The following is a 20,346-nucleotide window of genomic DNA, read 5'->3' as shown; positions in this document are numbered from 1 at the left end:
CAAACTTTTTTAGTCTTGTAAGGAGTGTATCGGCCGCTCCGGATCCGCTTTAATCAGTGAAAATTGAGACTCTTGACCTTGAGGGTATCGGGGTGAAGGTCAGGTATTTATGCCGAGCCCGTTCCCTGAGGCCCGAGATTTCAAGTAAAATCGCCCAGTAAGCTCGGCATAATATCGGCGATTAAGAGCCTACGAGTTTGATCATTAGCAGCACTTTGACTCCTTGGTTGTCGGCCCGCAGCAAGATGATTTGGCCTGTTCCTCCGCCAGCCACCGGTCCCGCGGCTTGCAGCTCGCTGGCCGTGCAGAAAGGGAAACCTCAAAGCTGCCGGCGACGAGCCGCGGCGTGACCGCACAGTAGAGGGCCATCGGCCGCTCTCCGTCACTGACCTCGAAAGTGAGTTTTGCCGTCGGCTCAAGCTGCACATGGTCGGAGACTTTGCGGATGATAGCCGCGAACTTGCCGGCCGGCATGTGTGTCCGACCATCCTCGTCGATATCCCAGAGCTGCACGAAGATCTCTGCCCAGGCTTCCGGGTTGGCTCCGCAGTCGAGCGCCGAAAACTGCCCGGCCTTCACCTCGGTGACGTGATAGCCCGCGCGGATGGGGTTACCGTCATAGCTGAACACCAACGGGGCGTTCGGCGCCACCGCGAGCACATCCAGCAGATGGCCGAGACTGATATCGGCCGAAACCGCCTTGTCGATCGCGTTCATGTGGGTTATCCCTCCATCCAATAATTCAAGGATTTTTGAAGTATGGATGAACGTCAAGCCCTTTCATCGTTCGCCGCGCTATCCCAGGAAACGCGCCTTGCCATCGTCCGGGCGCTGGTCGTGGCCGGGCCTGAAGGGCTGGCCGCGGGCGTCATCGCCGAGCGCATGGGCGTCTCCGCCACGAACGTGTCCTTCCATCTGAAGGAGTTGGAGCGGTCGCGATTGATCTCCCAGCGAAGGGAATCCCGCTCGATCATCTACAGCGCTAGCTACGAGGCACTCGCCGATCTCGTCAAATTCCTGACGGAAGACTGCTGCGCCGGCCATCCGGCGATCCGGGAGAATGTCGAGCGTACCGAGGACTGCTGCATCCCGGCCGACAAGGGTGACGTCGTTGCATAGTTCGAACATCCCGGCCGGGCTCGTCTCGGCTCTCGGCCTGACGCAGATCATCGGCTACGGCACGCTCTATTACAGCTTCAGCATCCTGGCGCCCGGCATGTCGGCGGATCTCGGCTTGTCGCTGGCGGAAGTTTTTGGCGTGTTCTCCGTGTCGCTGTTCATCGGTGGCCTGTCGGCCACCTATATCGGCAAGCAGATGGACAGGATCGGCGCCGCGACGATCATGACGATCGGCTCGGCCCTTGCCGCAGTGACACTCGCCCTTTGCGCCTGGTCACCCTCGATCGCGATCTTCGCCATCGCCATCATCCTGCTCGAAGTGTCTTCCGGCATGGTCCAGTATCAGGCGGCATTCGCGGCACTGGTCGAGAGCGATCCCCGCACAGCCTCCCGCAGCATCACCTATCTGACGCTGATCGGCGGTTTTGCCTCGACGATCTTCTGGCCGATCTCGGCGACGCTCACCAGCTATCTGTCCTGGCGGGAAATCTATCTCGTCTTTGCGGCGCTGAACCTGTTTCTTTGCATGCCGCTGCACTTCTGGATCCGAAGCCTCGGAAAGAAGGCAGGCGAAGCATCCATCCAACCGCGCGAGACGGTCATCGGCGCGATCCCGCCGCACGCCCGTCGCCGCGCCATGGTGATAGTCTCCTTTGCCTTCGCGCTCCTCGGCTTCACGCTCGCCGCCATCCTTGCCCATATGGTCCCGATGCTTGGCTCGATCGGGCTGGGCGCGGCCGCCGTCGTGATCGGCTCGCTGTTCGGCCCGGCGCAGGTTCTGAGCCGCCTGATCAACATGGTGTTTGGGAAGAACCTGTCGCCGCCGGGGCTTGCGCTCCTGTCGGCCGTGCTCATCGTCTTCGGCGTCCTGATCCTGCTGATGACGGGCAACTGGCTGCCGGGTGCGGTCGCCTTCGCCATTTGCCTCGGGCTCGGTTCCGGCATCAACAGCATCGCGCAAGGGAGCCTGCCGCTTTATCTGTTCGGATCGGACGGATATGGCGCGATTACGGGCAAGATGGCGGCCGCCCGTCTGGCGGTTGGCGCCGGCGCGCCCTTCGTGTTCGCGGCGGCGATGGAGAATATCGGGCTGAGCTTTGCCCTCGTCGCAAACGCATGCCTTGGGGCGATCAGTATCGCGGCTTTCGTGGCAGTGGCAGCGTCCTGCCGGCAGCCTGCCACCGCAACGGCCTGATCCGTCAGATCGACTTGAGCGAGACCCGCTTCTCCAGTTCGGCCGCCTCTTCCTTCCGCTCGCTATATCGGTCGGTGAGGTAGGACGATGCATCGCGCGTGAGGATAGTGAACTTCACCAGCTCCTCGCAGACATCGACGACGCGGTCATAGTAAGACGATGGCTTCATCCGGCCGTCGGTGTCGAATTCCTGAAACGCCTTCGCAACGCTGCTTTGATTGGGGATGGTGATCATCCGCATCCAGCGACCAAGGATGCGCAACTGGTTCACGGCGTTAAAAGACTGGCTACCGCCGGAAACCTCCATCACCGCCAGCGTCTTGCCCTGGGTGGGGCGGACGGAGCCGAGCGACAGCGGGATCCAGTCGATCTGCGCCTTCATGATGCCTGTCATCGCGCCGTGGCGCTCTGGGCTGATCCAGACCTGGCCTTCCGACCATTGCGTGAAGTCGCGGAGTTCGTGAACCTTGGGATGGCTGACAGGTGCCTCATCCGGGAGCGGCAATCCGGCCGGATCGAATATTCGCACCTCGCATCCGAGGCGCTCGAGCAGCCGACGGACTTCGAAGGCAAGCAGACGGCTATACGACACTTCCCGGAGCGATCCATAGAGGATCAGGATCCGTGGCTTGTGGGTGGAGAACGCCGGGCGAAGGGATTCTGGCGAAACCGGCTGAAGATGGTCATCGTGCAGTGCGGGAAATGTCTCAGACAATGCGCTTTCCTTCCTGGTCGAGGACCTGTTCGCCGTCTTCCTTGATGAACGGCCCTTTGAAGGCGTCGACCGGCAGAATGTCGAGCACGACCTCCGAAGGGCGGGCCAGCCTGGTGCCGAGCGGCGTGACGACGAGTGGTCGGTTGATCAGGATGGGGGTGGCGATCATCGCGTCCAGCAACTGGTCATCCGTCAGGCCCGGATTGTCGAGGCCGAGTTCCGCGTAAGGCGTGCCCTTCTCACGGATCGCTTCGCGGACCGTCAGGCCGGCCTCTGCGATCATCGTGGATAGCTGCGCGCGCGATGGCGGGTTCTGCAGGTACTCGATGACGGTGGGTTCGATCCCGGCGGCGCGGATCAGCGCCAGCGTATTGCGAGAGGTGCCGCAGGCGGGATTGTGATAGATGGTGGCGTCCATGATCAGGGTCTTTCGATGATGATGGTGTTGCGGGAAACGGCGGGCGATGCCTCGTACCAACCCTTCGAGCGGTTCACGATCCAGACTACCGAGAGCATCACCGGCACCTCGATCAGGACGCCGACGACGGTGGCGAGTGCCGCGCCCGACTGAAACCCGAACAGGCTGATGGCGGCGGCAACCGCGAGCTCGAAGAAGTTGCTGGCACCGATGAGCGCTGACGGCCCGGCGACGCAGTGGCGCTCGCCTGCCAAGCGGTTCAGAAGGTAGGCCAGCCCTGAGTTCAGATAGACCTGGATCAGGATCGGCACAGCCAGCAGCGCGATGATGGCCGGCTGGGCAATGATCTGCTCCCCCTGGAAGGCGAAGAGAAGCACGAGTGTGGCGAGCAACGCGATGAGCGACATCGGCTGCAGCTTCGCAAGCAAGCGGTCGAGCGCGCCCGTCGTGCCGTTGGCCGTCAGGTAGCTCCGAAGCACCTGGGCAATGATGGCAGGCACGACAATGTAGAGAGCAACGGACAGGGCAAGCGTCGCCCACGGCACGGTGATGGCCGATAGGCCGAGCAGCAGGCCAACGATCGGCGCAAAGGCGACGACCATGATCGCGTCATTCAGGGCGACCTGCGACAGGGTGAACAGTGGCTCGCCCCGTGTCAGGTTGGACCAGACAAAAACCATGGCTGTGCAGGGTGCGGCGGCAAGGATGATCAGGCCTGCGATATAGGAGTCGATCTGATCCCCGGGCAGATATGGCCGGAAGAGCCAGCCGACGAAAAGCCATCCCAGCAATGCCATGGAGAACGGTTTGATCGCCCAGTTGATGATCAACGTGACGCCGATCCCGCGCCAGTAGGAGCCGACCTGCGCCAGCGACCGGAAATCGATCTTCAGCAGCATCGGAATGATCATCAGCCAGATCAGGATTGCAACCGGGATATTGACCTTGGCGATCTCGGCGCCGCCGATGACCTGGAAGATACCGGGCATCAGGTGGCCGAGGGCAACGCCGACGGCGATGCAGAGGAAGACCCAGACGGTCAGGTATCGTTCGAAGGTGGACATCAGGCGGACTTTCCCTGCGATGAGGTCGAACCTTCCATCGCACCGATCTGGCGGAGCTTTGTCTCCAGCGCCAGCCGATCGATGGACGCGAGCGGCAGGTTCACAAATGCGAGGATCCGGTTCTTGAGGAAGCAGGCCGCCTGCGCGAAAGCGCGCTGCTTGTCGATGTCGAGACCGGAGACCACGGCTGGATCTTCGACGCCCCAGTGGGCTGTCACAGGATGGCCGATCCAGACGGGGCAGGCCTCGCCGGCGGCGCTGTCGCAGACCGTGAAGATGAAATCCATCTCCGGCGCGCCGGACGCCGCAAACACGTCCCAGCTCTTCGACGAGGATCCGGTCGATGGATAGCCCAGCGTCTCCAGTTCCTTCAGGGCATAAGGATTGACCTCGCCCTTCGGCTGGCTCCCGGCGGAGTACGCCTTGAACCGACCACCACCCTCCTTGTTGAGGATGGATTCGGCGAGAATAGAGCGAGCGGAATTGCCCGTGCAGAGGAACAGCACGTTGTAGGTCTTGTCAGTCATGGTCGTTGTCCGTGTTAGGTCGGAGGCCTGTTGAGCTTCATGATGGTCGCCGACGAGGGGCAAATGGAAGAAAGCTGGCGAGTTGAGAGAACGGCCGCCGGCACTTCGGCCCGCGACACCTCTGAAAACCCGAGGCTCGAGAAGAACGACGTGGCGCTCGTCGTAGCAAGGAAGACATCCCCATCGACATCCCGTAGCGTTGCCTCGACGATCGCCCGACCGAACCCATAACCCTGGTGTGCCGGCAGGATGACAACAGAACGCAGCAGGTAATCGCCGCCGCAGCGTTCGAGGCCGGCATATCCGATCGTTTGCCCGTCGCGTGAGACGGCTTCGAAGAAGGCACGGCCATCGTCTTCAATATCATCGGTCGGGAGATCCGCGGCACGGAGCGCTTCGCGAAGACGAGTGTCGCTACCTGCCACTTCGTGCAATGCGATCGCGCTCAACATGGCTTCGCCCCCGGCGCGCAGCATGGCGTCAGTTCTGCGATCAGGGGAGCGCAAAGCTCCGTCGATCCGCCGCAGCAATCCTTCAGCAGAAATAGTGTCAGGTCGCGCAGGCCGTCTAGGTCTGCCCGGTAGATGATAGATCGGCTCTGGCGCTCGCTCTTGACCAACCCGGCACGGGACAGCGTCGAAAGATGCGCCGACATCGTGTTCTGCGGGACATCGAGGAGCCGGGCGAGTTCGCCAGCCGGAATGCCATCCGGCTCATGTCGGACGAGCAACCGAAATGTCTCGAGGCGGGTGTTTTGTGCCAAGGCCGCGAGGGCCGCTATCGCGCCGTTATTTTCCATATATCCAGATTAATGGATATGTTGGAGTTGTCAATCCGGCAACTGCAGGCCTCATTAGGTTTCGAACGGAATCGCACTATTGACCGGCGCCTCTGGATCGCCAAGGTTCTGTCTCGAAATATTAGAGATTGTATATAGGAGATTCGCGATGCTGGAAGGAGGCCAGGGGCCTGCGACGATTGAGACCTTGCCGCTCGCGATGGAGCGGCTTTCCGGGATAAAAGCGGAACTTAATAGCTGGGCGACAACCGAGATCTCTTTCGAGTTCAACCCTAAGGGAACCCATCTTTTCTCAATTTTGGAGCTCGCATATGGCTATGCCAAGCGGTGCGATGACTTTACGCGGTCGATCGAGTCATTGATCGCGTCTGGCCACATCGTTCCAGCAACGATCGTTGGAAGGGCTTTAATCGAGACCATTGCCATGGGAAGCTTCTTCATATCCGAAATGGATCGGCTAACAGCACACGGTAAATTGGAGAACTTGGAAAAGCGCTTCACCTCATTCTGGGGAGGTTCCAAGCAAGCAGCTATTAAGCCAGTTCACGTCAACGATGCCCTGCGTCATTTCGAAGAGGTTGATGCAAAGTATGTGCGTTATCTTGATGAAAAGTACGGCGTCTTCACCGTGTTGTTCAAAGCCCTAAGGAAACCGGGAGCTGAGCCTGAGCTGCCTGAACAGACATTATCCGCGATGAAGAACTATGATTTCCTCTCGGAAATCTCCCATCCGAATGGCCTCGGCGTGCAGTTCATCTATCCATATGTCGACGACATGGATGGGAAGATTAAAGCGACTGCAAATGCACTGCTGGACCGCTATCGATTCCAAGCTCTGATGGCGATCTTTCAATGCCATCATCTGAATTCTGCTCTCGAAACCACGACGACCCTGCCAGGACGCTATCGCGAGGCGTTCATGAAGGACAGGTGAAACTGCGTCTAGAAATTTTCTAACCTAGCGTTGTATCGAACCATGCCATTAACTATCTTTCTAGAGGGGAATCGGGTGGGAAATAGCGTTGTTCTACGCATCGGAAAATCATATCGATAAATTACTGAGGCTGACCTACGCCCGGCTGCTGTCGGAAAATCCGCAGAACAATCGCGTATCTTCAAAAAAAGGTACCAGCACCGAAGTTTTCGGAGCGCTGCTCCAGCTGACGGATCCGCGGGCTCGCCTGAGCCGCGCGATGGGGCGCTCAATTCTGTTCAGTGCCGTTGGCGAGTTGGCCTGGTATCTCGCGGGCGACAACACGATTGAGTTCATATCGCATTACCTCGGTAAGAAATACGCTCAGTTTTCCGATGATGGAGGCCTGACCGCCAATGGCGCATATGGGAAGCGCATTTTTCTTCCCCGAGGGGCGAGCCAATGGAGCCGGATCATAAGTCTGTTGCGCGCACGTCCGGGATCTCGCAATGCCGTCATTCAGATCTTTTCAAACGATGACGCAGCGCGCCAGAGCAATGACATCCCATGTACCTGTACCCTTCACTTCGTGGTTCGTAACAATGCGCTGCACCTACATACCCACATGCGTTCAAATGACGCGTGGATAGGCCTGCCACACGACATCTTTTCTTTCACAATGTTTCAAGAAATGGCTGCTGCGGAGCTTGGGTATGGGGTGGGGACGTACCAGCATTCGGTGGCAAGCTTGCATCTCTACGACGATAACGAGTTCGGCCCGTCACGGACCTTGGCGAATGAATACGTTGAGGAAGGTAGCTTCGAGGAAATTGCAATGCCCGCCTTACCAAGTGGAGACCCTTGGACATCTGCCAAGGAATTCCTAAGTGCCGAGAGGGAATATCGAAATGGAAACTTTTCTTTCGAAGCGGCATCTAGTTTACCAAATTACTGGATGGACCTCGTGACGGTTTCAAAGCTTCACTCCATGATGAAGGCAAAGGTGAGAAGCGATCAATATGAAGAGATGATTTCGCAACTTCATCCTTGCTATCGAGTGCTGGTTTTAGATCGAATTGACCGATGGGCCGGTTCCGAAGATACGGCGTTTGGTATTTTGAGGGATTTCTGAAATGTCGCTGCGTCATCACGCTGATCGTGCCACCGATATCAAAGCAGCGCTCGCCGCTTATGAAAGCGATCACGGGCCTCTTCCTGGGCTGACAACGGCTTCGAGGAGCGAGACTTGGGTGGCGCAGATGATTTCGAGTTTGCGTCGAATTGAATTCATTCGACTTCTCAATGATCAGAAGATTGATCCAACCCGCCTCGATCCTCATCACTCGCTATTTGATCCACTAAAGGGCGCGGCCCTCCTCGGCCGCAAGGGGCAGATTGATGAGGCCATATGGCTAACTTTCATAGCGACGCATTTCGGCAAGCATGTTACCGATGGCTGGTTGCTCGCCTCAAACGTAATGGGCTCGTTCGGTCAAGGCCCTGTCTGGACACTCCCAACCTACGTGGCCCAGCCCGCGCAGTTTGACGCGATGCTTGTAAACAACAGCCCAGCTCTGAAGGACATGGCTAAATCCGGTCGGTTTTCCAATCACCGCCAGTACCAAAGCAAAAATCCTGAGATCATCAGCAAGGTCTTTAGCTCATTTCACGCTTGGCAGTTCGATCACGGTGGTTTCTCGGCTAAGGTTCAAGCCATCCACAAAACTCACGGACAAAATCCAACGGATGTTTTCGATCAGTTGTATCGATCTTTGAAGCCCGTATTCGGGTTTGGTAGATTAGGAAACTTCGACTTTCTAACGATGCTAGCTAAACTGAACCTCGCACCTATCGACGCAGGCAGCACCTATCTCGTCGGCGCGACCGGCCCCCTTGCAGGTGCTAAACTGCTCTTTCACAATAATACGGCACATCCTGTGTCCGCCGCCACCCTGGGCGGCCGGGTTGATCAGATGGACGACTATTTGGGAGTCGGGAAGCAGGTACTGGAGGACAGCCTGTGCAATTGGCAGAAAAGTCCGGACCAGTACAAATATTTCAAGGGCTAGCAAGTTCCGGCATATAGGGATTGTCATCCCAGCGGTAGCGATGCTTCATTTTACTCAGCCGGCCTGGCGGCAGAGCTTTGGCCCTCTCAAGCTGACCAACGATGATTCCAGGCGATACACCTACCAACTTAGCAGCCCTAAGAATGGCTTGAGGATGCGGGCGATCCATCAGTGCCTTTCGAACCTCGCGCGGGAGAAGATAGTCCTGTGCGAATAAGTTCGCCTCGTTCTCTTCCTTCGACGAGCCAAGGAATGAAGCGTCGCCGCCTTCGACGTCGAGGTGGGAGTCTCCATGCATGACGACGTGGCCAGCTTCGTGGAAAAAGGTGAACCAGAAGTGATCCTCCGCACGATGGCGGAAGCTCAGATGAATGATCGGATTTCCGCTCGCAAGTTTCCAGGTGGCACCGCTGGCCCTGCAGCCATCGGGTGCTCGAGCAGTAGTGACCGCTACACCTACCGTACGGCAGGCCTCGACTAAGCGCGGGAGGAAAATCGATGGCTTCTTGAAAGCTGAAAGCTTTCTTAGCCGCGGCAACAGATCAATAAACCCTTTCGGATCAAACTTCGGAAGATCAAGCTCGATCCCCTGCCGCTCGCCAGCTCTCAGCCAGACGAGCGTTGCCATTTCGTCAACGTCAAAGGCGAACGAACGACGAAAAGCAACAGCACCTATCCCGCCGGAGTAGCGTGAGTTCCAGTCAGGAAGACTTGCGCAGTTGAAAAATGACAGCAGCTCGTCTTTTAGCGCGTCTTTCTTGACGCTCCGGTCAATCCAACCAAATCTCCTCATTGAAGCCACCGGCATTGCCTTGGCCCAATTGGCATCAGTATCTGCAGCAGCAGACAAACGCGCGAGGTCTGACAGATAGGTCTTATCGCGAGCGAGCCAAAACCTAGGCGTTGAACCAAGGTGATCAGCCAGAGCTGACGCAAGCGTTGGCGTGATACGCGCGTTCCCGCTCAGCAGTAGCGAAAAATCGGGCCGCTCCAAACCGAGCCCGTCGGCAAGTTCCTCGGCGTCGATTTCCCGCGTAGCCATCAATCGCTCGATTGTGGCTCCCGGCGGTGATGCCCAGTTTGGCTCGAAACTCATATCAAAACCTTCCCGGCCGAAGTTATGTTTCGCAACCGAACTCGAAAAGCTTTCTGCCATTCACTCTGACGAACGATTGACTTGCCGATCGGTTCAACTTCCAGAAACGTGTCGCCTTCAATGCGATACGACAAACGTAAATTTCCATGCTGGTGCGAGACTATCGGACTATCCGGAAGCTCCCCCAAAAAGAGTGCATCCCTGAAGTCTGCAACTAGTGCGTTATAGCTCGCAGTCAAGCCGGGTCCCAATAAGCCGCTAGCCACGTCTTTGTCCAGCGTCACGTCGCTCATGGCAGGGGATAAGAATTGCAGTTCCAAGTGATCAAAGCCTGCCATAAGCGATCGAATTTCAGAAGGCTGGCCAGCGATACATCCACCGACAACAGCTTTGACTGATTCAGTTGTATAAAATCTTAATCTACTCGGTGGGATCGTATCATCAACAGAACATTTGGCAGCATCGCTCATCCAACAGAACTATTTTCCCCCCAACAATATTTGGATCATTAAATCAGCCCCCACGCCCGAAACCTTCCCCTCCCCGTCATCTCCCTGAGGCCGAGTTCCAAAACGATCCGCCGCGCCGCCTGCGGCGTGACGTCGAGCGTTTTCGCCACCATCCCGGCCGACACAAGGGGACGTGCCATCACCAGCTCGACCAATTCGGGCAGCTTTGACGACGTCCGCCGTCCTTCCAGCTTCCGCTCCACGAGCGTGCGGGCCAGCGCCAACCGGTCATGCTCTTTCATGCCGATCTCGGCCGCGGCGATCAGGCCGTGCGCGATGGCAAGCAGACGCGTCTCCCGATCGCGATGCCGGCGCCGATCGACCGGAATGGACTTGAGCCCAAGATTGAGCGCGGCAAGATGGGCGCCAGTGGTGATGCCAGCCTGCCGCAGGATCGACGCGGCCAGCAGACGGCCGAGCCACGGCGCGTGCTGAAGCACCAACAGTTCGTTCCAGACATCGAGGGCGATGATGGCCTGCAGCGCCGCCGGCAAGTCTTGAGCCTGGCGCAGTACGCCGCGCCATTCGTCAAGCCGGGCATCCTCATCCCAGTCGAGATCGTAGATCATCGGATCTTTTTCTGGACGGCTAGCCGTCGCGCGGCCGCCAGCGCTGCCAGGCCGAGTTGCGTCCTCGATGGCGGCCGACGATCGCGCCAGCGTGGCATCGATGGCGGCATAGTCGATGCCAGGCAAATATTTGCCGCCGTCATCATCATCCCCCTCCCATTCCGCATCGATCGGGACCGAGCGTCGAATGACGCCGGCCGTCTCCACCTCGCCTGCACCCGCTGAGGTGATGTCCGACGTTTGTCGCAAAACCCGGATACCCTCCGCGGAAAGAGCCCAGTCGGGCGACTGCGCGGCGATGCGCCGGCGGGTCCTCATAACATCACGGGCGATGGTGAGTTCGTGGGTTGGGGTGCGGGTATCGCGCAAGGCGTCGTGGAGGACGAGGTCTTCGAGATGGACAAGTTCGCCGTCGATCCAGAGCGAGGCACAGGCATCGGCGAAATTTTGCCGCTCGAGAAAGCCGGATCCGACCGGCGAGCGGGCGATGCGCTCATCAAGACGGGTAAGTGCGATACCCGCCCGAAAAGCCGGCTCCAATAGTTCTATCATGCTGATTTTCGTAAGATCGTAAGTCATTGAAATCATGGTAAATGATTTGTTATAGGAACTCTATATGAATATTGGGGTTCCTCACATGGTATGATTGGTCGGTGCGTTCTAACCATCGATAAGTAAATTTTATCGATGGTTATTGATTTCAGCGCCAAAATCCGTAGATTCGGGCCCAAACCCTTGTTTGCAAAGGCTGACAGCCATGGAAGATCGCGTCCGTTTCGCCCTCGAAAAGCTGCTCAACGTCGCCCATGGCGATAGCCATCAAGGTAGCCGCGTTGCAAATTTCGTGCTCGCATGGTGGAACGCCGAGGTGCATGGTGGCTTCGATCTGACCGATCTCGCCAATGTCGATCGTGATGTGGCCGAAGACATGGTGACGGTCTTCACCTGGATGGCCCGCGAAGAAGATCTTCAATATCCCGACGCCTACAAGCCGGAGATTGCTCAAATCATCCGTCGCTGGCGGCCGCATATCGAGATCGACTGATGCCGACCAAACGGAAAACTGCAGCACTCACCGGTGTCGATCACCGTGCCACCGAACTCGACACGATCGCCGCCGTACTGCCGATCGATCGCCGCGACGAACTCGCGGAGCTTTTGAGTGACGAGGATGTCGCCACCTTGCGCCATCTCGTCAACGAGGGCATGGGCGACAACACCTTGCGGGCACTGACCTCCGACCTTGCCTATCTTCAAGCCTGGTCGCTGGCGGCCACCGGACACGCCCTGCCCTGGCCGGCCCCGGAAGCGCTGCTGCTGAAATTCGTCGCTCATCATCTCTGGGATCCCGACAAACGCGCCGTCGATCGTCAGCACGGCATGCCCGACGCCGTCGAGCAAAACCTGCGGGATCAGCGTTTCCTGAAATCCACCGGGCCGCATGCACCAGACACAGTCCGTCGCCGGTTGGCGACCTGGTCGACATTGACCAAATGGCGTGGGCTGGCGGGCACCTTTTCCTCCCCTGCCCTCAAATCTGCCATACGCCTCGCTGTGCGCGCGGTCCCCAGACCACGCCGCCGCAAGAGCGCCAAGGCGGTCACCGGCGACATCCTGGCAAAGCTGCTTGCGACCTGCGAGACGGGCAGCATCCGAGATCTGCGCGACCGCGCCATCCTGATGGTCGCCTTTGCCTCCGGCGGTCGTCGGCGCAGCGAGATCGCAAGCCTGCGCGTCGAGCAGCTGGCCAGGGAAGAGCCCATCGCAATCGATGGCACCCCTCCCCTCCCCTCGCTGGCCATCCATCTAGGGCGGACGAAGACCAGTGGTTCGGATCACGAAGAGGTCGTGTATCTGACCGGCCGCCCCGTCGATGCCTTGGGTGCCTGGCTGGAGATCGCAAAAATCGAGCGTGGTCCGGTGTTTCGCAAGATCGACCGCTGGGGCAATGTTGCCAAAACCGCGCTCGATCCGCAGGCGATCAATGCGATCGTCAAACAGCGTGCCGAAATGGCCGGGTTGGACAGTGGGGAGTTTTCCGCACACGGATTGCGATCGGGGTATCTGACCGAGGCCGCCAATCGCGGCATTCCCCTGCCCGAGGCAATGGAGCAGTCCCGACATCGCTCGGTGCAGCAGGCGTCCAGCTATTACAACAACGCGACCCGTCGTAGTGGTCGGGCAGCACGACTGTTGTAGAGGCAGATTTTACCTCAGAATTCCCAGGGTGAGATCAATTCCAATTCTGTCGTTTGGAAATCCTTCAGATTGCGTGTCGCCAGACGGCCCCCGTTGATCCTTGCAATCGCCGCGATCATGCCGTCGGGAGCAGACATTGCCCTGCCCTTACGTACCGCATCACCCATGATTTCACCGTACGACAATGCTGCTTCTTCCGTGAACGCGAACATCCGGTCGGAGAAACGGCGACGCCAGCTCGAAAGCCCCTCCTCCAATCGGTCAGCGCGTTGATCCGGCCGAATCTTCTGGATTCCAAAAGCGATCTCCGCAACAGCAACTGTCGGCAGTGCAAGTTCTGCATCATGGCGAACCAACCATGCGATAACTGCCGGGTCGGGCACTTTCTTCAGCGTCTCTGATACAACATTCGTATCAAGGAAGATCAAAGTTCGACGCCTTTGTGGGGAACTCTGTTTTCGTCAATAAGAATTTCCAGATCGACATCCGTCCCCGATTGCGACGAGAGGCGCCGATAGAAATCCGCAGCCAGTTCACGCCCAGCTTCACGGGATTCATATGTCTCGAGCGCACGCTCGACGATATCGGCAATCGTACGATTCTCACGACGAGCAAGACGATGCGCGATATCGCGTGCTTTTGAACTGCGAACCGAGAGCTGTGGTGCTGCCATGATCGTCTCCTTCTCGGTCGAATATATTACTTTACGCTGATGCCATCAAGATGGCAGAAGCAAGCTTGATGGTTTGACTTATGAACTCCCCGAGCTTCCACCAGTCACGGTAGACACTGCCGTAACAAAGCGGCTTCCAGCTTCGCCGGCTCCAGGGGCACTACCCTCTTGATTAGACGTACAGGGTCTGCTGAACTGAAAAGCGGTTCAACGTTGTGGGGTACGTGTACTCTTTTGCTTTCACGCGCGTCGATAACCCAACCAAATGGACCAATCCCTTTACCGATCCATGCAGCAGGCATCCAGCTACTATACAATGCGACGCTCCGCAGCGAGCGAGAAACGCGGTTGATCACAAGGCGATCGTCCTCGCATTTCTGGAATTGAACTCCACAAATGCAAGGATGGGAGACTGGGATAGCATCTGTGTGATGATCCCGTCAGTTATGGCTCGGGGGTGCGTTAAAGTGCTGATCCCCGGTCAAATGCAGCCCTGTGTTTCACCAAACTTAGCGAATGCTGAATGGAAAATACTTCGCGTTGATCCTGTCATAGGTCCCGTCAGTCTGGATTTTCTGCAAAGCCTGATCCAGTCGCTGCAGGAGATCGGTATCATCCGGACGCACTGCGATACCTGCCCCTTCCCCGAAATATTTGGGATCCTTGATATCCTCACCACGGAACTCGCAGCAACTGCCCGCCTTCGTGTTGGTCAGCCAGTCGTAGATCGCCAGCTTGTCCTCGAGAATGACGTCGACCTCCTTCGCTTCAAGTGCCTTGTAGAGGTCGGGCGACGAAGGATAAACGATACGTTCCGCGCCGCTGTAATGATCGTTGGCGAAGCTCGCCTGAGCAGTCGAGGACGTCACGCCCAGCTTCTTGCCGGCGAGATCGCCGGCCTGCATGCGCTTGAGAGGGGACGATTTCTGCACGATGAACACCGATGGGCCGTCATAATAGCGGGCGGTAAACCTGACCTTTTCCTTGCGCTCCGCGCTCATCGACATGGACGAGATGATGGTGTCGTATTTCCCGGCCAGAAGGTTGGGGATCATACCGTCCCAATCCTGAGGGACAAACTCGCAGTGCAATTGCGCTTCGTCGCAAAGCGCGTTGGCGATCTCGACGTCGAAGCCCTGCAGGGTGTTGTTGGAATCCAGGTAGTTGAACGGCGGAAAGATGCCTTCGACGGCGACCTTGGTCGGCCCCTCCTGCGCCTGCGATGCAGCCTGCCCCAGAGTGCCAAACACCAACAATGCGATTGCAAGCCTCGATACCAGTCTCAACGACTTGCCGCCGATATGCATAATCAATTCCCCGCCTCCCCCATTGTGACAGAACCATTCTGCCACGGAGACGTTAAAATACATTATTGAGAGGCTGCTTAAATTCCGACTGTGTTTATAAGTGTTTCGCAATCTTTTTACTGAATTCTACCTCAAAATTGGGGGGTGGAATTGCTTGCACATCTGTACGGCGTATTGTCGGAAAGCCTTCCTCGCCGCAAAAATTCTCGGCTAATCTTCGTTCCCATCGCGACCATTGGCATTGCTGCGATCCTGCTCGCGGTGCTTGCGACGGTTTGGGCCGGCGCCGAGAGCGATCTGGCCGCCCTTGAACGCCAAAAAGAACTCGTCACGACCAAGCTTGCCGATCAGGTCAATCGGGTTGCCTCGGACGTTGCCATGGTCGCAACGGGCTACACATCACTTCTGCCCGGCAGCGTGGCAGGCGGCGATGACGCCAACCAGCCAGAGGTTCGAAGATTTGGCGAGACCGCAACTGCCGTATTCGGTTTCGAACAGATGTTGCTCGTTGATCGACAGGGAAACCTGGTTTTCGACGACGACGCTGCGACCACGCGACGCTATCAGTGGGTAAGGCCGCTTCTTGCCGACCTTTTCGATCAAGTGCGCAATAACAATTCCGAGGCGACGGCGCCCGCCGTGACACGTGCGGAGATCCTGCGCCTGGAAGGCCGGGCTTCCATCGTCGGCATGTCGCCGATCGTCTTGAGCGCTGGTCAAGACGATCCTGGTGAAGCGACAGCAGCACAAACAGACTTTTACCTGATCGCCTTTCGCTTCGTGGACGGCATCATCCTCGATGACCTCAGCCGCGAGATGGGCTTGAAGGGCGCGCGTTACGCGCGAACCATAGATGCCGAAGACGGGGAGGTTGCTTTTCAGGTGGAGGCAAGTGCCACCGGAGACCCGATCGGCGTGATCATCTGGACGCCGGACCTTCCCGGTTCCAAGGTAATCGAGCGGCTCACTCCCTATCTCGCCGCTGCCATCGCAGTGATCGGCATACTGTTCTGGCTTTTGGTGCTACGTCTCAATAGGAGCTGGAAAGAGCTACGTCGAAGCGAACAGCATGCCAGGGAGCTCGCCCTGCAGGACGTGCTGACGCGTCTTCCCAACCGCGAACTTTTCGCCAGGCGGCTCGATGAGTGCTTCACATCCGCCTCCCCCGATACCAGCATCGTCGTCGGCTTCATCGATCTCGACCGCTTCAAGGCCGTCAACGACACATTCGGTCATGCTGCCGGCGACGAGCTCATCATCAAGACAGCTGCGCGCATGAGCGAGGTCGTCGCGGCGCGCGGTACACTCGCGCGCCTTGGCGGTGACGAATTCGCCGTGTTGCTTATGGTCGGCAAACATGAAGTCGCTGCCCAGATCGAGATTTTCGACAGGATCGTTTCGGAGATCCACCAGCCATTTGCTTTGCGCCAGGGAGAGGTAACAGCGCATATCGGCTGTTCGATCGGCATTTCGACAAGCACCGATCACCAATGCCCACCAGAGGAACTCCTTCGCCGTGCGGATGTTTCACTCTACCAGGCAAAGGCCAGAGGACGTGGCTGTTATGTCCTCTACAACGCCGAGATCGAAACCGGGCAGCGCGAGCGTGAGCGGCTGATCGATGACCTCAGGACGGAACTCTCCCAGATCGAGGCTGCGTCCCTGTCCGGCAATGCCGCCGGCGCGATATACCGTCCGGCCTTCGAAGTGCACTTCCAGACCATCCATAAGGCCGGGGACGAAAATTCGGTCTCAGGTGCCGAGGCGCTTGTTCGCTTGGCGTCATCCTCGGCTCGGCCTGCTCTCGCCGGACAAGTTCATACCGATTGCAGAAAGCAGTGGACTGATAGACGCACTGGGCATCTTCATTCTTGAAGAGGCCTGCCGGATTGGGCGGACAAAACTGCCGGACAAGACCATTGCCGTGAATGTCTCGCCAAGGCAGCTGAGGAATCCCGGCTTTGCCGACAGCGTGCTGTCCGTCCTGAAAAGAAACGGTTTTGCGCCATCCTGCCTTGAACTGGAATTGACGGAAACCGCGCTCGTCGACAGTCCGCAGCAGGCAAAGGAAACCCTCGCACGACTGCGAGGGTACGGCATCAGGGTCGCTCTCGATGACTTTGGTACCGGTTATTCTTCGCTCAGCCACCTTATCCATTTCGGCATTGACCGCATCAAGATCGACCGCTCCTTCGTACGGCTCCTCGACACCCAGAGCAATGGAGCGGCGGTCGCGGCGGCCGTCACTAGCCTCGCACGCAATCTCGGAATAGAGACGACCGCAGAGGGCGTGGAAACACAGGGACAGAGAGATTTCCTGGTCGCTATCGGCTGCAACGATCTGCAGGGCTATCTGTTTTCGCGGCCGGTCCCGGCTAAACATCTCGCGCTCATTAGCTTTACGCCGCAATCAGATCGCCCAGCGTACGAATCTTAGCTCCTTCCTCCTCCGCATCTTCGCACGATCACGGATCATCGGTTCAGTCAGTCGTGGTCAGCTGACCACACCGCTAAACGATTGTTATCACGTCGATATTTTATGTGGAAATTGTCGTCGTTACGGAGCCTCGCTCACTTTGCATCCGCATCTTTCTTCTATCTCTTGACCGCGGAACGACATCCTGCCGGGTAGTGGTCAGCTGACCACACACGAAACCTACTGAAACTACATCTTTTTCGGCTGAGGTGAATTCCGGTCTATGGTTGGTCTGTCGTGGTCCGTGCGCAGGTCACGAAAGGGCGGTCGGTCACTGCGGATCTCATACTCATCAGTGCCACTGGTCCAACACTAGGAACTTGTTAGGTGGGGAAATCATGAAGCATCCTTTCCCAGAGCGGGCGCTACAAACCGCAAACGCATGCCTGCAAGCGGAAAAGTCTTCAACTCATAGTCACCAAGCTTTCAGCAACGTCCCCTACCCTCGCTCAACCCACCAAGGATCCACCTACTCTGGACGAGTGATCTCGGCCACGAAACTGATGGTAGCGGTCTTCGGAAAACCCTGGCAACTGCCAGGGTTTGCGACAAGAAGATTTCGCGCGCCATCGCGTCCGGCGAAGGTACACTACAATTGGCTGCCTCAGTCAGATACCCTGACCGCAACCCGTGTGCCGAAAACTCCCCAGGCTCCAGCCCGGCAAGTTTTACCTGCTGCTTGACGATGTCGTTGACGTACTGCGGATCGATCGTGCGTCTGACCACATTGCCCCAGCGATCGACCGCGCGGAATATGCTGCCCGTGTCGATGCGGGCCGCTTCGAGCCAGGCGTTGAGTGCATCGACTGGCCGGCCGGTAAGATAGACGACTTCATCGTGATCGGCACCGGATGTCTTGGTGCGGCCGAGATGGATGGCGAGAGAGGACAGGGTGGTGCCATCCTCGGTGGCGATCGATGGCTTGTCGGCGCGCTGTTCCTTTCGCAGCCCAACGATCTCGCTGCGGCGACGGCCACCTGAGGCAAAGCCACCATCAGGATCGCCCGGTCACGGATATCGCGAAGACCGTCGCTGCCACAGGTCGCCAGTAATTTGGCGACAACATCACCTGTCACGGCTTTGGCACTCTTGCGTTTACGTGGTCGCGGCGTGGCGCGCACGGCAAGGCGGATTGCCGACTTGAGGGCCGGGGAGGCAAATGCTCCAGTCAGACCGCGCCATCTGGTCAGCGTCGACCACGAGGCAAGCCGTTGGCGCACGGTGTCGGGTGCGTGAGGGCCGGCGGATTTCAGGAAGCGTTGAGCACGGAGGTTTTGCTCGACAGAGATCGGCATGCCGTGATCGGGATCGGTGTTGCGTTTGTTTGGATCCCAAAGGTGATGGGCGACAAATTTCAGCAGCATCGCCTCCGGCGCCGGCCAGGGCAGGGATGCGCCTGTTGCTGCCAGTGACCATGCCTGCAGATAGGCAAGATCGGAGGTGAGGGCACGCAGCGTATTGTCACCCATGCCTTCATTGACCAGATGCCGGAGTGTCTCGACATCCTGATCGGTCAGCAGCTCGGCAAGTTCATCACGGCGATCGATCGGGAGAACGGCGGCGATCGTATCGAGCTCGGCCGCGCGGCGATCGACGGAGGAGAGTGAGGCTGCCGGTTTGCGCTTTTGCGGCATCAGCGGATCAACTCCACCGGCACCCAGACGGTGACGTTGAAGCCGATCGCAGGATCAAAGCCCTCCGGCGCCAGCAATGCATTGCCATGCTCTGTGGCAAACCAGCGGGCAACGTCAGCGTTGTAGATCTCTTCGACGACTTCGTGAACTTTGCCGGCAGCGGCCAGCGCCCCGCCATGCATCATCCTGGCCGTGTTGACATGCGCCAGTTTTCGTTTGGCCGGAGAACCACCATCAGAAACAGCGACGGCCAGCCGTGCCGGCCCGTAGCTTTTGACACGCACTTTGAGCCGGGGAGGGCGGTAGGCATCAAAGCGAGCATTGATCTCGGCGATGCGCGCAACGACATCCTCCTCGCTGATCTGCACTTGCGGCGCTACATCGGCAATCACATCGAGCTGATGGTCAAAGTTCTGACGTGTGATCTCTTCCGCATGATGGGCATAAGCAAGATGTTTGACCGGCAACGCTTTTAGCCAGCGGATGCGCTGCGCAATCGCCATCGACTTGGCGGCTTCCTCGCCCAGCCGGCCGATGGAGAAGCTCTCACGCTTCTGGCCCTCATTGGTCATCAGCGTTGCCTGCCAAACATCGCCCTCTTCTGTCTCTACCCGCCGGACGCCTGATATGCCGCTCTTGTTGTTCTTTCGGATCTTCACCGCCTGTTCGAGATTGGTCGGTGGGGGCAGGGCGGTGATGATGGCATCGCGATAAGCACGGGCCTGGACATAGGCGGCATCGGACGATCCGTAGATACTGTCCTTGAACAGCCGCACGATCTTCTTTCCGCGCCGACGCAGCGCTACCGTCCAGCCGCCGCCACGTCGTTCATTCGGCTCCTCGCGATTGAGCGCATATGTGTCGGCGTCATCTGCAGGTGGCGCGATCGTTTGCCTGTCGTCTTTTTTCCTGGCCAACTGTTCGCCCGCCTGTCTGCCTTGCGCCATCCCGCACCCCAAGCCGAAACGGATCAATCGAAGCGCGGCACCAAAGATGCCGGTCTCGCCGATTTTTGCAACAGACAATGCCCTCTTTCTCCAGCCGCTTTTGCAACTGCTGGGTCC

Annotated in this window: 23 protein-coding genes and 1 pseudogene; 9 read left to right on the top strand and 15 right to left on the bottom strand. The window is 58.2% G+C overall.

Features of this window, described 5'->3' with window-relative positions:
* Positions 1-204: 204 nt before the first annotated feature.
* Positions 205-717 (bottom strand): DUF6428 family protein, encoded by a 513-nt coding sequence (locus J2T09_RS16820; protein WP_306836739.1) that lies wholly within the window; start codon positions 715-717, stop codon positions 205-207.
* A gap of 42 nt (positions 718-759) precedes the next feature.
* On the opposite strand from J2T09_RS16820, the gene J2T09_RS16815 reads away from it, so the two are divergent.
* Together J2T09_RS16815 and arsK are read left to right on the top strand one after the other, a co-directional pair.
* Positions 760-1,119, top strand: a complete 360-nt coding sequence (locus J2T09_RS16815) for an ArsR/SmtB family transcription factor (RefSeq protein WP_306836737.1) — start codon at positions 760-762, stop codon at positions 1,117-1,119.
* Positions 1,061-2,314 carry an arsenite efflux MFS transporter ArsK gene (arsK, locus tag J2T09_RS16810; protein WP_373458492.1) on the top strand — a complete coding sequence of 418 codons (1,254 nt, stop codon included), beginning with the start codon at positions 1,061-1,063 and terminating at the stop codon, positions 2,312-2,314. The genes J2T09_RS16815 and arsK overlap by 59 nt, the downstream gene beginning before the upstream one ends.
* Before the next feature lie 4 nt (positions 2,315-2,318).
* On the opposite strand, the gene arsH is transcribed toward arsK, so the two are convergent.
* The 6 genes from arsH to J2T09_RS16780 are packed head-to-tail and all read right to left on the bottom strand — an operon-like array spanning position 2,319 to position 5,837.
* Entirely contained in the window at positions 2,319-3,029 is a 711-nt protein-coding gene (arsH, locus tag J2T09_RS16805) for an arsenical resistance protein ArsH (protein WP_306836733.1), read from the bottom strand.
* Positions 3,022-3,447: an arsenate reductase (glutaredoxin) gene (gene arsC, locus J2T09_RS16800; protein WP_306836732.1), complete on the bottom strand. Its 426-nt coding sequence runs from the start codon at positions 3,445-3,447 to the stop codon at positions 3,022-3,024. Before arsC ends, arsH begins: the two co-directional genes overlap by 8 nt.
* A 2-nt stretch (positions 3,448-3,449) precedes the next feature.
* Positions 3,450-4,511, bottom strand: a complete 1,062-nt coding sequence (arsB, locus tag J2T09_RS16795) for an ACR3 family arsenite efflux transporter (RefSeq protein WP_306836730.1) — start codon at positions 4,509-4,511, stop codon at positions 3,450-3,452.
* Positions 4,511-5,038, bottom strand: a complete 528-nt coding sequence (locus J2T09_RS16790) for an arsenate reductase ArsC (protein ID WP_306836729.1) — start codon at positions 5,036-5,038, stop codon at positions 4,511-4,513. The genes arsB and J2T09_RS16790 overlap by 1 nt, the downstream gene beginning before the upstream one ends.
* Positions 5,039-5,052: 14 nt before the next feature.
* Positions 5,053-5,514 (bottom strand): arsenic resistance N-acetyltransferase ArsN2, encoded by a 462-nt coding sequence (arsN2, locus tag J2T09_RS16785; RefSeq protein WP_306836726.1) that lies wholly within the window; start codon positions 5,512-5,514, stop codon positions 5,053-5,055.
* Positions 5,484-5,837 (bottom strand): ArsR/SmtB family transcription factor, encoded by a 354-nt coding sequence (locus J2T09_RS16780; protein WP_306836724.1) that lies wholly within the window; start codon positions 5,835-5,837, stop codon positions 5,484-5,486. The genes arsN2 and J2T09_RS16780 overlap by 31 nt, the downstream gene beginning before the upstream one ends.
* 148 nt (positions 5,838-5,985) lie before the next feature.
* Between J2T09_RS16780 and J2T09_RS16775 the strand changes: the two genes are divergently transcribed.
* The 3 genes from J2T09_RS16775 (at position 5,986) to J2T09_RS16765 (ending at position 8,819) form a co-directional block, all read left to right on the top strand.
* Positions 5,986-6,771, top strand: coding sequence for a hypothetical protein (locus J2T09_RS16775; RefSeq protein ID WP_306836722.1), 786 nt, complete (start codon positions 5,986-5,988; stop codon positions 6,769-6,771).
* Positions 6,772-6,859: 88 nt separating this feature from the next.
* Positions 6,860-7,882 (top strand): thymidylate synthase, encoded by a 1,023-nt coding sequence (locus tag J2T09_RS16770; RefSeq protein ID WP_306836720.1) that lies wholly within the window; start codon positions 6,860-6,862, stop codon positions 7,880-7,882.
* A 1-nt stretch (position 7,883) separates the two neighbouring features.
* A complete protein-coding gene (locus J2T09_RS16765) occupies positions 7,884-8,819 on the top strand; it encodes an alpha-glutamyl/putrescinyl thymine pyrophosphorylase clade 3 protein (RefSeq protein WP_306836718.1) in 936 nt (311 codons plus the stop codon).
* Here the strand turns inward: J2T09_RS16765 and J2T09_RS16760 are convergent.
* From J2T09_RS16760 to J2T09_RS16750, 3 genes are read right to left on the bottom strand one after another with little or no spacing between them, the layout of a single operon-like run.
* On the bottom strand, positions 8,809-9,975 hold the full coding sequence (locus J2T09_RS16760; protein ID WP_306836716.1) for an ImmA/IrrE family metallo-endopeptidase: 1,167 nt from the start codon (positions 9,973-9,975) through the stop codon (positions 8,809-8,811). The genes J2T09_RS16765 and J2T09_RS16760 overlap by 11 nt on opposite strands.
* The gene (locus tag J2T09_RS16755) at positions 9,912-10,385 is read right to left on the bottom strand and encodes a hypothetical protein (RefSeq protein WP_162939850.1); all 474 of its coding nucleotides are present in this window, start codon (positions 10,383-10,385) and stop codon (positions 9,912-9,914) included. Before J2T09_RS16755 ends, J2T09_RS16760 begins: the two co-directional genes overlap by 64 nt.
* 38 nt (positions 10,386-10,423) lie before the next feature.
* Positions 10,424-11,581 (bottom strand): RHE_PE00001 family protein, encoded by a 1,158-nt coding sequence (locus tag J2T09_RS16750; protein WP_306836714.1) that lies wholly within the window; start codon positions 11,579-11,581, stop codon positions 10,424-10,426.
* 169 nt (positions 11,582-11,750) lie between these two features.
* Between J2T09_RS16750 and J2T09_RS16745 the strand changes: the two genes are divergently transcribed.
* Together J2T09_RS16745 and J2T09_RS16740 are read left to right on the top strand one after the other, a co-directional pair.
* On the top strand, positions 11,751-12,038 hold the full coding sequence (locus J2T09_RS16745; protein WP_306836712.1) for a DUF7673 family protein: 288 nt from the start codon (positions 11,751-11,753) through the stop codon (positions 12,036-12,038).
* Positions 12,038-13,192 (top strand): site-specific integrase, encoded by a 1,155-nt coding sequence (locus J2T09_RS16740; protein WP_306836710.1) that lies wholly within the window; start codon positions 12,038-12,040, stop codon positions 13,190-13,192. The genes J2T09_RS16745 and J2T09_RS16740 overlap by 1 nt, the downstream gene beginning before the upstream one ends.
* A gap of 14 nt (positions 13,193-13,206) precedes the next feature.
* Here J2T09_RS16740 and J2T09_RS16735 read toward each other — a convergent pair whose 3' ends face one another.
* The 3 genes from J2T09_RS16735 to J2T09_RS16725 form a co-directional block, all read right to left on the bottom strand.
* Positions 13,207-13,620 carry a type II toxin-antitoxin system VapC family toxin gene (locus J2T09_RS16735; RefSeq protein WP_306836708.1) on the bottom strand — a complete coding sequence of 138 codons (414 nt, stop codon included), beginning with the start codon at positions 13,618-13,620 and terminating at the stop codon, positions 13,207-13,209.
* The gene (locus tag J2T09_RS16730) at positions 13,617-13,865 is read right to left on the bottom strand and encodes a plasmid stabilization protein (protein WP_306836706.1); all 249 of its coding nucleotides are present in this window, start codon (positions 13,863-13,865) and stop codon (positions 13,617-13,619) included. The genes J2T09_RS16735 and J2T09_RS16730 overlap by 4 nt, the downstream gene beginning before the upstream one ends.
* A gap of 509 nt (positions 13,866-14,374) precedes the next feature.
* Positions 14,375-15,172 (bottom strand): transporter substrate-binding domain-containing protein, encoded by a 798-nt coding sequence (locus tag J2T09_RS16725; RefSeq protein WP_373458503.1) that lies wholly within the window; start codon positions 15,170-15,172, stop codon positions 14,375-14,377.
* Positions 15,173-15,322: 150 nt separating this feature from the next.
* Here J2T09_RS16725 and J2T09_RS16720 point away from each other — a divergent pair, with 150 nt between their 5' ends.
* Both J2T09_RS16720 and J2T09_RS16715 read left to right on the top strand, forming a co-directional pair.
* Positions 15,323-17,047, top strand: a complete 1,725-nt coding sequence (locus tag J2T09_RS16720) for a diguanylate cyclase domain-containing protein (protein ID WP_306836701.1) — start codon at positions 15,323-15,325, stop codon at positions 17,045-17,047.
* Entirely contained in the window at positions 16,941-17,609 is a 669-nt protein-coding gene (locus J2T09_RS16715) for an EAL domain-containing protein (protein WP_306836699.1), read from the top strand. The genes J2T09_RS16720 and J2T09_RS16715 overlap by 107 nt, the downstream gene beginning before the upstream one ends.
* 606 nt (positions 17,610-18,215) lie before the next feature.
* Here J2T09_RS16715 and J2T09_RS16710 read toward each other — a convergent pair.
* Positions 18,216-19,282: pseudogene (locus tag J2T09_RS16710) on the bottom strand (integrase); the annotation flags it as partial.
* Positions 19,282-20,307 (bottom strand): hypothetical protein, encoded by a 1,026-nt coding sequence (locus J2T09_RS16705; RefSeq protein WP_306836697.1) that lies wholly within the window; start codon positions 20,305-20,307, stop codon positions 19,282-19,284. The gene J2T09_RS16705 and the pseudogene J2T09_RS16710, both read right to left, overlap by 1 nt.
* Positions 20,308-20,346: the final 39 nt, after the last annotated feature.

The sequence above is a fragment of the Neorhizobium huautlense genome, assembly GCF_030811685.1.
Lineage (GTDB): Bacteria > Pseudomonadota > Alphaproteobacteria > Rhizobiales > Rhizobiaceae > Neorhizobium > Neorhizobium huautlense_A.
This window is presented reverse-complemented; position numbering and strand designations above follow the sequence as displayed.